This window comes from Arthrobacter sp. MYb221 (assembly GCF_002979835.1).
GTDB lineage: Bacteria > Actinomycetota > Actinomycetes > Actinomycetales > Micrococcaceae > Glutamicibacter.
On the sequence record NZ_PCPW01000002.1, the window covers coordinates 426,612 to 440,225 of the forward strand.

The 13,614-nt window shown below is 60.8% G+C and carries 11 protein-coding genes; 8 read left to right on the plus strand and 3 right to left on the minus strand.

Translation table 11 applies throughout. The features are described from left to right. Positions 1-25 precede the first annotated feature (25 nt). The 3 genes from CQ015_RS18700 to CQ015_RS04400 are packed head-to-tail and all read left to right on the plus strand — an operon-like array spanning position 26 to position 5,110. Positions 26-739 carry a hypothetical protein gene (locus tag CQ015_RS18700; protein WP_146113372.1) on the plus strand — a complete coding sequence of 238 codons (714 nt, stop codon included), beginning with the start codon at positions 26-28 and terminating at the stop codon, positions 737-739. 47 nt (positions 740-786) lie between these two features. After that, positions 787-1,893, plus strand: a complete 1,107-nt coding sequence (locus tag CQ015_RS04395) for a YhcG family protein (RefSeq protein ID WP_105569868.1) — start codon at positions 787-789, stop codon at positions 1,891-1,893. A gap of 22 nt (positions 1,894-1,915) precedes the next feature. Continuing rightward, the gene (locus CQ015_RS04400; protein WP_219844261.1) at positions 1,916-5,110 is read left to right on the plus strand and encodes a type I restriction endonuclease subunit R; all 3,195 of its coding nucleotides are present in this window, start codon (positions 1,916-1,918) and stop codon (positions 5,108-5,110) included. Between the two features lie 78 nt (positions 5,111-5,188). On the opposite strand, the gene CQ015_RS04405 is transcribed toward CQ015_RS04400, so the two are convergent. From CQ015_RS04405 to CQ015_RS04415, 3 genes are all read right to left on the minus strand, one after another. After that, positions 5,189-5,941, minus strand: coding sequence for an SDR family oxidoreductase (locus CQ015_RS04405; protein ID WP_105649480.1), 753 nt, complete (start codon positions 5,939-5,941; stop codon positions 5,189-5,191). Positions 5,942-6,124: 183 nt separating this feature from the next. Continuing rightward, positions 6,125-7,513, minus strand: a complete 1,389-nt coding sequence (locus tag CQ015_RS04410; RefSeq protein WP_105569865.1) for an MFS transporter — start codon at positions 7,511-7,513, stop codon at positions 6,125-6,127. A gap of 377 nt (positions 7,514-7,890) precedes the next feature. Further along, on the minus strand, positions 7,891-9,303 hold the full coding sequence (locus tag CQ015_RS04415; protein ID WP_105649481.1) for an NAD(P)H-quinone dehydrogenase: 1,413 nt from the start codon (positions 9,301-9,303) through the stop codon (positions 7,891-7,893). Positions 9,304-9,417: 114 nt separating this feature from the next. Between CQ015_RS04415 and CQ015_RS04420 the strand changes: the two genes are divergently transcribed. The 5 genes from CQ015_RS04420 (at position 9,418) to CQ015_RS04440 (ending at position 13,600) form a co-directional block, all read left to right on the plus strand. Beyond that, positions 9,418-10,218, plus strand: a complete 801-nt coding sequence (locus CQ015_RS04420; protein WP_105569863.1) for a purine-nucleoside phosphorylase — start codon at positions 9,418-9,420, stop codon at positions 10,216-10,218. Positions 10,219-10,255: 37 nt separating this feature from the next. Continuing rightward, positions 10,256-11,986 carry a phospho-sugar mutase gene (locus tag CQ015_RS04425; protein WP_105649482.1) on the plus strand — a complete coding sequence of 577 codons (1,731 nt, stop codon included), beginning with the start codon at positions 10,256-10,258 and terminating at the stop codon, positions 11,984-11,986. Positions 11,987-12,042: 56 nt separating this feature from the next. After that, a complete protein-coding gene (gene deoC, locus CQ015_RS04430) occupies positions 12,043-12,729 on the plus strand; it encodes a deoxyribose-phosphate aldolase (protein ID WP_181148502.1) in 687 nt (228 codons plus the stop codon). A 35-nt stretch (positions 12,730-12,764) separates the two neighbouring features. Beyond that, entirely contained in the window at positions 12,765-13,016 is a 252-nt protein-coding gene (locus CQ015_RS04435) for a hypothetical protein (RefSeq protein ID WP_105569860.1), read from the plus strand. Between the two features lie 104 nt (positions 13,017-13,120). Next, complete coding sequence (locus tag CQ015_RS04440; RefSeq protein ID WP_258137765.1) at positions 13,121-13,600, plus strand: tetratricopeptide repeat protein; 480 nt, start codon at positions 13,121-13,123, stop codon at positions 13,598-13,600. Positions 13,601-13,614 lie beyond the last annotated feature (14 nt).

The following is a 13,614-nucleotide window of genomic DNA, read 5'->3' on the forward strand; positions in this document are numbered from 1 at the left end:
GCACTATTTCTCGGAGCGAGCGCTCATGGATCACGTGCACGATGGGCATATACTGTCTCGCACTCGCGGATGGAAAGTTGGTTTATCGCGATTTTTCAGCGCCGAACGAAACATCGAACATAGCGAAGTACTCTCGTCGGCTGAACGCGTCGATATGGCTCTCAAAGTGGCACGACGAAAGAATCGCCAAATTCGAAAAGACCCTTGGGAAGTATTCGAAGGCTCATTACTAGATACTTACGTTACCAATCTATGCATCGGCGTTATGCCATTTGGATTATTCGGGAACAGTACTTATGGCGAGGCAAGCGTCATGTGGGGACATTCGAATACACCTCCACAACAACCGTTCCGAGAGCAAGAAACGGATCTAATTCTTGTGGGTTCGCCTGACAATGTCGCCCATGGTGGCTGGGTTCGGGGTTGGACCAAGGAGCAGCTACGCACAACACGCGGATACCCTTCTGATCCATCAATCCTTGCCGAAATAGTGCGGACGGAACTTGAGCTCAACTCACCAGAAGTTGCTGCCGATGTCTCCGCAATGATGGCTGTATGGATCGAAAGCGGTGATCGTGCAGTTTTTGCCATGCAGGAGACTGAACGTTCACGCCGCACTTGGGATCGGCAAATCCGTCTCCCTTCCGCTCGGCTAACTGCGGCCGTATTGGATACTGCAGACGTTAATGAACGGCGCATCATTTTGGCCCGCCCAATCCTCATTGAAGAAGCAGGATAGCAAAACGAGACAGTAACCCGCCCCAACTTGTTGAACGGAGTTCTATCATGCATGAATCTCAGCCCAGGGATTCCAGCAGACTGAGTAAAATCGGGTTCTCGAATGCCCCAGCACGATCCTCCGTTCCGCAATGGTACATCGACCTCCTGACGGCTGTCTCCACGCGTATCGAGACTGGTCAAGCTCGTACTATTTCCGCCGTAAATCAGGGATTAATCCACACCTACTGGGGAATTGGCGCCGAGCTCCTCGCCCGAGAAACCGAGGAAGGCTGGGGCGCACGTGTAGTGACGCGCTTATCTTCTGACTTGAAGGAACGGTTTCCTGACGCGCGAGGGTACTCTCCGCGAAATCTCCGGTACATGAAATCGCTAGCCGAGGCATGGCCGGGCTCAGTAATGTTGCAAGCGCCGCTTGCAACATTACCTTGGTACCACCACATCGCTTTGCTAGAGAAGCTTGATAATTCCGAGGCTCGGCTCTGGTATGCATCGCGAGCTATCGAAGAGGGCTGGTCCCGTAACTCCCTCGTCCACGAGATCGCGACTCACCTGCATGAACGTTCCGGTAAAGCAGTAACCAATTTCCACGACAGGCTTCCCGAATCGGCTGCCACTCTGGCCCAAGAGTCCATCAAAGACCCATATATCTTTGATTTTCTGTCGCTGGGCAACCAACGCAACGAGCGGGACCTCGAGAACCAGCTCATCAAGCATGTCGAGCATTTCCTGCTCGAACTTGGCCGTGGATTCGCCTTTGTCGGCCGGCAAATGAGACTGAATATCGCCGGAGACGAGTTCTTCCCGGACCTGCTTTTCTACAACTTCAAGCTCCGCCGCTTCGTCGTCATCGAATTGAAAGTCACCAAATTCGAACCGGGCCACCTCGGGCAATTGGGCATGTACATGAGCGCGGTAGACGACCTTCTCGCCCAGCCAGACGATGAACCCACCATCGGACTGCTCTTGTGCAAGACGAAAAACGAAGTCGTGGCCGAATACGCGTTGCGTGGGTTCAAATCCCCCATCGGCGTCGCCGAGTGGGCCACCGAAATCAAGGACTCCCTGCCGGCGGAGCTCGCCACAGGACTTCCAACCATCGAAGAGCTCGAATCAGAACTCGAAGATGCCCATCAGCTAGATCAGCAGTCCTAGGAAAGGATCCCTCATGAATTCGATGAACAACGAGGATGTCTGGGAAGGTATCACTCTCGAACGGCTCGGCGAAGAAGGCTGGGAACCCAAACACGGCAAGTACATTGCCCCTGGCACCGGCGAGCGCGACTCCTGGGATGAACTGCTGATCAAGCCGCGCCTGCTCGCCGCCTTGCGTCGGTTGAATCCTGGAGTGCCGGACCAATATCTGCAGCAAGCCTTGGCTGAAATCATCGCTCCCAAATCCCAAGATGCCATTGCGGAGAACTACCGGGTCCACCGGATGTTCACCGAAGGCTATCGGCTGTCCTACTACGATACGGACGGGACCGAACAAAACCCGACCCTGCGCCTGATGGGCATGGAGGAAACGGACAACCATTGGTTGGCCGTCAACCAGGTCCGCCTCGTGCAGGGCGAATACGAGCGCCGCTTCGACGTAGTGCTCTACTGCAACGGCATGCCCGTGAGCATCGTCGAGCTGAAGAAGGCCGGTGCGGTCTCCGCCACCGTGGCCACTGCCCACGCCCAGCTGCAAACCTATCTGCGCGAGTTCCCGTTGGCTTTCCGCTTCTGCGTGTTCACGCTCGCCTCCGACGGACTGGATGCACGGTACGGCACCCCATTTACCCCGCTGAACCATTTTTCTCCATGGAAGGTCGATGATGACGGGGTGCCGGTGGAAACCGGCCATGACCTTAGCGGTGAAGCGCCGCTGCCACTGGAAACTGCCCTGTCCGGGCTTTACAATCCGTCCCGCTTCCTCCAGCTGCTCTTCTGGTACACCGCCTTCGACGGCGGCGAGGAGCTGCAAAAGCGCATCGCCAAGCCGCACCAGTACTTTGCCGTGGCCAAGGCCGTAGGCTCGACCATCACAGCGGTGAAGTCCACCGGCAAGGCCGGGGTGGTCTGGCATACCCAGGGCTCGGGCAAGTCCATGGAAATGGAGCTCTACGCCAACCGGGTGATGCGGCACGCTCAGCTGAAGAATCCGACCATCGTGGTGATCACCGACCGGAACGAATTGGACGGCCAGCTCTTCGCCGGGTTCGAGCGCTCGCTGCTGCTCCCGGACACTCCCATGCAGATCCAACGGCGCAGCGACCTGCGCGCAGAACTGTCCAATCGGGTGACCGGGGGCATCTATTTCACCACCTTGCAGAAATTCGGCAAGACCAAGCGCGAACGCGAAACCGGCCAAAGCCATCCATTGCTGTCGGACCGCAAGAACATCATCGTCATGGTGGATGAGGCCCACCGCAGCCACTACGACGATCTGGATGGTTATGCCCGCCACCTGCGCGATGCGCTGCCCGGTGCCACGCTCATTGCCTTCACCGGCACCCCGATTTCCTTTGAAGACCGCAACACCCGCGACGTGTTCGGCGACTACATCGACATCTACGACCTGTCCCGGGCCGTGGACGACGGGGCTACCGTTCCGGTGTACTTCGAGCCGCGGCTGATCAAGGTGCAGCGCTCGGAGGAATTGAGCGAAGAGGACATCGACAATGCGGCGGATGAGGCCACCGTCGGTCTGGACGACACCGAACGAGTCAAGATCGAGCAATCGGTGGCCGTGGTCAATGCGGTCTACGGAGCCCCGGAGCGCATCGAGATGCTCGCCAAGGAAATCGTGGATCACTGGGAGGAGCGTCGGGCAACCATGTCCGGGTTCATCGCCGAGCCGGAGGGAAAACCCACCTATGGCAAGGCCATGATCGTTGGCGGAACCCGGGAAATCTGCGCAAACCTCTACGCCGCGGTCATCAGGCTGCGCCCGGACTGGCATAGCGATGAGTTGACCGCCGGCAAAATCAAGGTGGTTTATTCCGGGGATGCCACGGATGTGCCGCCGGTGTCCACGCATGTCCGCCGCGACTCGCTGAACAATATCGTCAAGGCCCGGGTGAAGAACCCCGAGGACGAACTGGAATTGGTCATCGTCAAGGACATGATGCTCACCGGCTTTGATGCCCCGGCCTTGCATACCCTGTACCTGGACCGCCCGCTCAAGGGCGCCCTGCTTATGCAGACCCTGGCCCGCGTGAACCGCACCTTCCGCGGCAAACAAGACGGGTTGCTGGTGGCCTTCGCCCCGTTGGCCGATAATCTGGCGGCGGCTTTGCAGGAATACTCCTCCACTGACCAGAAACGCAAACCCGTGGGCCGCAACGTCGAGGAACTGGCGGTCCTCACCAAGCAGCTGATCGCCCAGATCGAAAAGATGCTCGCCGGTATCGACTGGCGGTTGCTGCGCAGCGGGCCTTCGGCCCGTTCCTGGCTCGGCGCGGTGCACAGCACGGTGAACTACCTGCGCGATCCGCTGACTCCAGGCAATCAGCCAGCCGAAGGCGAAGCCAGCCTCGGGGCAACCTATCGCATCGCATCCTCGGCCTTGGCGCGCGCCTGGTCGCTGTGCTCCGCCTCCGGCGCGGTGGATGAGCTGCGCGCAGATGTGCAGTTCTTCGAGGAAGTACGTGTCTGGATGGCGAAATTCGATGCGCAGGAGCGCCGCGCCAACGGACGCCCGATTCCAAGCGAGATCCAGACGCTGCTGGGGAACCTCATTGCCCGGTCCACCGATGTCACCGGTGAGGTCTTAGACATCTACGAAGCCGCCGGGATGCCCAAGCCCAGCTTAGGCCAGCTCACCCCGGAATTTGTTGCGAAGGCGAAGAAGGCCAAGAACCAGCATCTGGCCATCGAGGCACTGCGTAAATTGGTAGCCGAGGAATCCATCAACGTCACCGCGCACAACATGATTCGCCAGCGCGCCTTTTCGCAGCGCATCACCGAACTGATGCGCAAATACACGAATCAGCAACTCACCAGCGCGGAAATCATCGCAGAGCTGCTGGAGATGGCCGACGAAATCACCGATGAGGCCAGCCGTGGCGAACGCTTCGAGCCGCCGTTGGACTACAAGGAACTGGCGTTCTACGATGCCATCAGCCAGAATGAGTCCGCGGTCGATCTGCAAGGTCCGGGAATCCTTGCCGAGATCGCCCGCCAGCTCGTCGCCATGATGAAAAGGGATGCGAAAACCGATTGGACCGTACGCGAAGATGTACGCGCCAAATTGCGTTCCCAAGTCAAACGGCTGCTGGTGATCAACGGCTACCCGCCAGACCAGCAGCCCGAGGCCATCAAGCTCGTGATCGAGCAGATGGAAACCATGGCCCTGCGCGAGAACGTCCGCGCCAGGGTGCACTGATACCTCTTGCTGGCCTTCCTGCGTTGCTTCCCTGCATTCCCGGCTGCTTGCCGGCTCCGCGAAACCGCAAACGGGCTCTTACTGCCTTTGCTGTTCCTGCAGCCAATCGGCAAAGGTCTGGGAGCCCAGCCGCGCGCCGGTTCCGGGCAGCAATGTGCCATCGCGCATGGCACGGCCCATTGGCCCGGGAATGGGTATTTCCATCACGCGCTTGGCCCTTCCGGTGGCGTGTTTGAGATAGGCGCGAACCAGATCCACCATCCGCTCTTCGCGCGGACCGGCGAGATCTGCCACCACGCCTTGCGGCTGGGCCACCGCAAGCTTCACCAATTCGGCGGCGACCTCGGCCGCCGCGATCGGCTGCGAACGCATAGCCGGAGCAAATTGCGCCGGGCCAAGGCCCAAACGGCCTTGCATTTGACCGGCGAACTCGTGGAATTGGGAGGTGCGCAGCAGGGTATATCCGCCGGGCTGCGCCATCAGCAAACGCTCCTGAGCTGCCTTGCCCGCATAATATTGGGCGTCCACCGCCAAAGCGCCAATGATCGACAGGGCCACATGATTGGCGCTGCCCACCGCCCGACCGGCGGCCAGCAGGTTTTCGGTGACCTTTGTGAAGAATTCCACCGCCGTGCTGGTGCGCATGCTTGTGGTGCTCGTAACGTCGATAACCGCGCCCACCCCTGCCAGGGCTTGGGCCAGGCCGCGGCCGGTCAGCAGGTCCATGCCCGTTTTTCGGGTCAGGATCAGCGGCTGGTGACCGGCCATTTCAACCGCGGCCACCACGTGACGGCCGATAGTTCCGGTTCCACCTGCAATAGCAATCTTCATGGGCTTTCCCTATCTCGGATGCCTGCCACGTCAGCAGGCTCACCATGAGCACTAGCTCGTCTCTTTCCATTCCGACTCTACGACAAGCTCAGCCGTTTTGAACCGCCAAAAGCAAAAGAAGGTGCGCAGGGAATTTCCTGGCGGAATTCCCTGCGCACCTTCGAAAACATTCGGCGACCGAGGCTACTCGACGAATTCCTCCATGTCCACGTCCTTGGTCTCGCGGGTCAGGAAGAGCGCAAAGAGCGTCAGCACCGCGGCGATGGCCAGGTAGATTCCGACGCCCATCGTGTTGCCCTTGCCGGCGCTCCACAATGCGATGGCCACGAACGAAGCCGGAGCCGCACCGATCACCGAAGACATGTTGTAGGCAACTGCCGAACCGGTGTAGCGCACGTTTGAAGGGAACAGCTCAGGCAGGAAAGAAGCCATCGGACCGAAGGTCAGGCCCATGAGCGTGAAACCGATGACCAGACCGGCCATCGCCGCGCCCTGCCCCGGACCGAAGAACAGGGTCCAGGCCAAGCCGAAGACCAAGATTCCGCTGGTAACCCAGATCAGGAACTTGCGGCGGCCGAACTTCTCGGCCAGTGGCCCGGAGACCACGGTGAAGATACCGAAGAATACGACGCCGATGATGAGCATGGTCAAGAAGGTTGGGCGTTCGATACCCAGACCCGGGACGAACCCTTCGGCGCTAAAGGTCTTTCCTGCGGCATCGGCGGCGGCCTGTCCCTGTTCAATCGTTGCCGCGGTGGTGCCGTAGGTCAGCGTGAACGAGGTCATCAGGTAGAAGAGCACATAGGTGGCAAGCATGATGAAGGTACCGGCCAAGGTTGGTCGCCAGTGGTTCTTCATGGTCACCGAGAATGGGGACTTCACCACTTTCTTCTCGTTGAGCACCTTCTGGAAGGACAACGATTCCACGAGCTTCAGGCGCACCCACAGGCCAATGATGACCATCACCGCGGAGAAGTAGAACGGAACGCGCCAACCCCAGGCCAAGAACTGCTCGGCGGTCAGCGTGGTCTGCAGGACCACGAACATCAGGTTAGCCAGGATGAAGCCAACCGGTGCGCCGAGCTGCGGGAAGGTTCCGTAGATGGCGCGCTTGTTCTTCGGAGCGTTTTCGGTGGCAAGCAATGCGGCACCGGACCACTCGCCGCCCAAGGCCAGGCCCTGTGCGAAGCGCAGGATCACCAGCGCAGTGGGCGCAAGCACCGTCCAGTGGCCTTGCGCGGCGGGTAGGAAGCCCATCAGGAAGGTCGCAATACCCATCAGCAGCAACGAGGCAACCAGAGTTCCCTTGCGTCCTAGCTTGTCGCCGTAGTGGCCGAAGACGATCGAACCGAGCGGGCGCGCGATGAATGCGACACCAAAAATGGCGAAAGAGGACAGGATGGCGTTGATCGCCGTGGCGTTGGGGAAGAACAGCGTTGGGAAAACCAATACCGACGCGGTGGCGTAGGCATAGAAGTCGAAGAACTCGACCGTGGTGCCAATCATGCTGGCGAACAGCACACGCCCACGGGTGTTTTCCTTTGGCGCTACTGTCTGGTTAGCCTGCGACATGGCGGCGGCTCCTTCTGAAGTGCGAGTAAAGGCTCGTTTATGACTTCATAATGGTAAGCCGAAACGACCAGTATGTGGATATTTGTGTCCAATATTTGGACACATTTATTATTCAACACCCATCTGTACCATTATTGGCCCCTGACTTGCGCGAAATGCGCTCCCGAATAGTGAGACGCGGCAGGTGGACGCAGCTCATGCCATTTACCAAAAGGCAATCCGGTTGTGAAGTGCCGCACGAGAATATATTTCTGCGCAACTTCGCGGCAGTGGCCGTGCGCACCGACTGGCGCTGGCTTCGACTCGCCGTGGCAGCGCGAAAAAGCCGGGCATTCCCGAATATTGCTCAGGAACGCCCGGCTTATGCAGCGATAGAACTAGATGTGACGGTGCAAACGGCGGGCGGCTTCGGCCAACGAACCGGAGAGCGATGGGTAGACCGAGAAGGTTTCGGCTACATCATCCACGTGCAGGTTGTTCTGCACCGCAAGCGCCAAGGAGAAGATCAATTCACTGGCCCGCGGTGCGACGACGACGCCACCGATAACGGTGCCCGAGCCCTTGCGCGCAACGATCTTCACGAAGCCCTGTTCGACGTTCATCATTTTTGCCCGAGCGTTCGTGTTCAGATCAATCTTGATGATGTTCGCTTGGTACTTGCCCTCGGCGACCGCACGCTGCGAGACACCGACGGTGGCGATTTCCGGGGAGGTGAAGACGTTCGAGGAGACCAAATCCAGATCGATCGGCTTCACCGAGTCGCCAAGCAGGTGAGCAACCGCGATGCGGCCCTGCATCGCGGCCACCGAAGCCAGCGCGAAGACACCGGTGCAGTCGCCAGCCGCGTAGACGTTGGTGACGGTGGTGCGCGAAACGCCATCCACCTTGATGTGGCCCGAATCGCTGAGCTGAACGCCGGCTTCCTCCAGACCGAGGCCTTCGGTATTCGGGATGCCGCCGACCGCAACCAGGCAATGGCTGCCTTCGAGCACTCGGCCATCGGCCAAGGTGACGAACACCTTGTCCCCCTTGCGCTCCACCCCTTCGGCGCGAGCCTGGGAAACGACATTGACGCCGTTTTCCTTGAAGGCGTCCTCAAGCACGGCCGCGGCGTCCGCGTCCTCGCCCGGAAGCACACGGTCACGCGAGGAGACCAAGCTCACCTTGGCGCCAAGCAAATTATAGGCGGAAGCGAACTCGGCACCGGTGACACCGGAGCCGACAACGATCAGGTGCTCTGGCACCTCATTCATGTTATAAATCTGGGTCCAGTTGAAGATGCGCTCGCCATCTGGCTTGGCGGTAGGAAGTTCGCGCGGATGGGCGCCGACGGCAAGCAATATGGCGTCTGCTTCGATCGACTGCTCGGAACCGTCCGGGTGGCTTACCGCCACCGTCTTGCGGTCCACCAGGCGGCCTTCGCCGATCACGATACGCACCCCGGCGCGCTCCAGACCGGTGCGGATATCCCCGGACTGCTCCTTCGCCAGGGCCAGCAAACGGTGGTTGACCACCGAGAAGTCGGTCTGCGCATCGTTGATGCCCTCGATGTGGACACCGAAGGTTTCTGCGTGCTGCACCCGACGTACCGCGTCAGCGGTAGCGATGAGGGTTTTGGACGGCACGACGTCCGTGAGGACCGCCGAACCACCCATCCCGGCACGCTCTACGACGGTGACATTGGCACCTAGCTGGGCGGCTCCCATGGCAGCTTCATAGCCACCTGGTCCGCCACCAAGGATTACTAAACGGGTTGCTTTATTCCTACGATCTGCGCTCACCTTTCCCATTGTTCACCATGCACCGGATTTGCGCACATCACGATCGAGTGAATTTCGCCCTGTTGCCACGGTTGCCACCTGACAAAGGGGCTACCTACCGGTAGCGTATTTCAAGTGAATGATATGCAAAACGACCCACAGGCGTTGGCGGCACAGGCCGCCCAGGTAATTGCCGAGCAGACTAACGTCGAAAAGCACGACATTGCTCTTGTCCTAGGCTCCGGTTGGGGCCAGGCCGCCGAACTGATCGGCGAGACCACCCACACCCTGGATGCCGCCAACATCCCCGGGTTCCATGCCCCGGCCGTACCCGGCCACCGTGGCAGCATTTCCTCGATCCTGACCGAAACCGGCAAGCGCGTGCTGGTCCTTGGCGCGCGTACCCACTATTACGAGGGACGCGGAGTCCGTTCGGTAGTGCACCCCATCCGCACCGCAGCCGCCGCCGGCTGCACCCAGGTGGTGCTGACCAATGGCTGCGGCGGGCTGAATCCAGCATGGACTCCGGGCACCCCGGTGCTGATCTCGGATCACCTCAACCTCACCGCCACGTCCCCATTGGAAGGGGCCACCTTCGTGGATCTGACGGACCTCTACTCCTCGCGCCTGCGCGAGGTGGCCCGTGAGGTCGACCCGACCCTGGACGAAGGCGTGTACGCTCAGTTCACCGGCCCGCACTATGAGACCCCGGCCGAGGTGAGGTACGCCAAAACCATCGGCGCCGATCTGGTGGGCATGTCCACCGCGCTGGAAGCCATCGCCGCCCGCCATGCGGGAATGGAAATCTTCGGCATCTCGCTGGTGACCAACCTGGCCGCCGGCATCAGCCCGATTCCATTGAGTCACGAAGAGGTCATCGAAGCCGGCCAGGCTGCCGGCCCGCGCATCTCGAAACTTCTGGCGCAGATCATCGCCCGGCTCTAGGCGAGAATCAACTTCACTTTTCGAGGCTAGGAAAACGATGAACCACACCGAGAAAATCCAGCTCCTGGCGCGGGCGGCCCATTGGGCAGCGCAGGACCCGGATGCGGCTACCGCCGAAGAACTCCAGCAGCTGATCGCCCGGGTCGAATCCGGGGATGCGATCGCCATGGACGATCTTGCCGAGCGCTTTTCTGGCGTGCTCGAATTCGGAACCGCCGGGTTGCGTGCCGAACTTGGCGCCGGCCCGATGCGGATGAACCGCGTCGTGGTCATGCGCACCGCCGCCGGGATCGCCCGGTTCCTCAGCGAACGGGCCGCGGGCGCCTATGCGCCCAAGGTAGTGATCGGTTTCGACGCGCGCTACAACTCCGAGGTGTTCGCCGTGGATTCGGCGGCAGTTTTCACCGCCGCCGGCTTCGAGGTCTTGCTCATGCCTTCGGCACTGCCCACCCCGGTGCTGGCCTGGGCGGTGCGCACCTTCTCCGCCGAGGCCGGAGTCATGGTCACCGCGAGCCACAACCCGCCCCGAGATAACGGCTACAAGGTTTATGTCGGCGGCAGGGTGGCCGACGAGGTGGGCCGCGGCGCGCAGATCGTCTCCCCCATCGATGAGCAGATCGCGGAGCTCATCGACCCGAACCAGCCGGTGGCGCAGATTGAGCGTCTGCCCTCCGGGTGGACGGTGCTTCCGGGTGCCGGCCAGGACGGAGATGTCGAGGCAGCCTACCTGGATTCGATCGGCAAGGTGATTGACGCGGCGGATGAAGCCCGCGCGCTGCACCGCAAGCAGCTGAAGGTAGTGGTCAGCGCCATGCACGGCGTCGGCGGCCACACCATGCGCCAAGCCTTGCGCAACGCGGGGTTCACCGATGTGCATATGGTCCCCGAGCAGGAGCACCCGGATCCGGACTTCCCGACGGTGAAGTTCCCCAATCCCGAAGAGCCGGGGGCCATCGATTTATCCCTGGCCCTGGCGCGCAAGGTCGGCGCAGATCTGGTTATCGCCAATGACCCCGACGCGGATCGTTGCGCCGGCGCCATCCATGACGGCACCGCGTGGCGCATGCTGCGCGGCGACGAAGTGGGCTGGCTGCTCGGAGATCAGCTTTCGCGCAGCCTCCCGGCAGAACAGAAGCTGGCCAATTCCATCGTCTCCTCGCGCATGCTCGCGGCGATTGCCAAGGACAGCGGGCGCGAACACGAGGAAACCCTCACCGGTTTCAAGTGGATCTCGCGGGTGGAGAACCTCGGCTTCGGCTACGAAGAAGCACTGGGCTACTGCGTGGCCCCAGGGCTCGTGCGCGACAAGGACGGAATGTCCGCGGCGTTGGTACTCGCCGACCTGGCGGCGGAGCTCAAGGCCAGCGGCAACAGCATCCAGGGCCGCCTGGACGAGCTGGCGGCCAAGCACGGCGTGCACGTCACCGACCAGCTTTCCCTGCGCTTCACCGACCTGTCGCAGATTCCGGTATTGATGGACAAGATCCGCACCAACGCCCCGGCAGAACTGGCCGGAGCGGCGGTCACCGAGGTCACAGACCTGTCCCGCGGCACCGAAAAGCTGCCGGCCACCAATGCAATGGTGCTGCACACCTTTACCGGGGCACGCGTCATAGTCCGCCCCTCGGGCACCGAACCCAAGCTCAAGTGCTACCTCGAAACCGTGGAGCACGCAGATGACTTGGCCGGCGTGCCAGCCGCCCGGGCGCGTGCCACCGAACAGTGCCTAGCCATAAAGCGCGAACTCGAAGCGTTCCTGAACGAATAATTTCTTCGTACAGGACCTGCTCAAAAACTATGTAAGAGAACGAACAGAGGATCATGATGAGTGAACTGAGCGCCCGCGAAATTGCCGGCTATATCGACCACACCCTGCTGGCACCGAACGCTTCGCGCGAACAGATCGTGACGATCTGCGAAGAAGCCAAGCAGTATGAGTTCAAGTCCGTCTGCGTGAACCCGCTGTGGGTTTCCACGGTCTCCCGCGAGCTGTCCGGCTCCAACGTCTTGACCTGTTCGGTGATTGGCTTCCCGCTGGGCACCTCCACCACCGATACCAAGGTCTTTGAAACCCGCACCGCGGTCGCCGACGGCGCCAACGAGATCGACATGGTGATCGACGTGTCCGCGGCGCTGCGTGGCGATGGCGACGCGCTGGTCAACGAGATCTTCGCCATTGCCCAGGCAGCCCACGAAGGTGGCGCTATCTTGAAGGTCATCATCGAAACCTGCCTGCTTACCGAAGAGGCCAAGGTTCTGGCTTGCGAGGCCGCCAAGGCCGCGGGAGCCGATTTCGTGAAGACTTCCACCGGTTTCTCCACCGGTGGAGCCACCGTGGAAGATGTCGCCTTGATGCGCAAAACCGTGGGCCCCGATCTAGGGGTCAAGGCTTCGGGCGGCGTGCGCAGCGTGGAAACCGCCCGGGCCATGATTGCCGCCGGCGCAACACGTCTCGGTTCCAGCTCCGGAGTTGCTATCCTAGAGGGAGAGCAAAGCGGGTCCAGCTACTAGGGCACCGCACCCATTCGTTTCCTCAAGGAGAAAAAGTGTACTCGAACGGCAAGAACACCGCCCACTCTGGTGAAGGTCGCCTCGTTGGCAACATCGTTAATACCGTGATCTTCCTGGTGCTGTTCTCGGCCGGCATCTACGCCTTGTCCTACTGGACCTTGGAGACCGCTTGGTGGCCGACCATCGCATGCTTCGTGCTGTCGTTCGGCGCCTTCGCAATTCCGATGCACCTGATGGGCCGCTCGGACTCCATCGCCGTGGCTGCCGCAGCTAGCACCGCCAAGTAAGTAAAGCTTGAGCTAGGGGGAGGTCTTCGGGCCTCCCCCTTTTTCGCGCCCCGTCCGGCCAAGGCTGCTTGTTTGGGCTTGGATTGCCAGACTAGTCTCAAGCCATGACCGGCAGCTGGCAAGAACGTATCGAATTATTCTGGAACACCGCAGGGACTAAAAATCCAGATGCCCTGCGCAATGAGCTGGCGCAACTACTTGCGCAAAAGCCAGCCGATGATGCTGAGGCCCTTTTTGAACGAGCCTCGCTGCACGATTATCTGGGCGAGGAGGCCCTGGCCGTCGGCCCCTACCGCGCGGCGATTGCCGGGAGGTTGAGCGAGCAGAAACTGAGCGAAGCGCGAATCCAGCTGGCCAGCACCCTGCGCAATTTGGGAGAGGTCCGGGAAGCCATCGAATTGCTCCGTATGGTCGGCCCGGATTCTTCCTTGCACCGTGATGCCCAAGCGTTTCTCGCCTTGGCCTTGCATGATGCCGGTGAAGGCTCCGCGGCCCTTCAGGTCGCCTTGCAGGCATTGGCTCCGAGCCTGGAACTCTATGCCAGGCCGGTGCACGACTACGCGGCCGAATTACACGCTGAATGACCGATGGCCGGGAT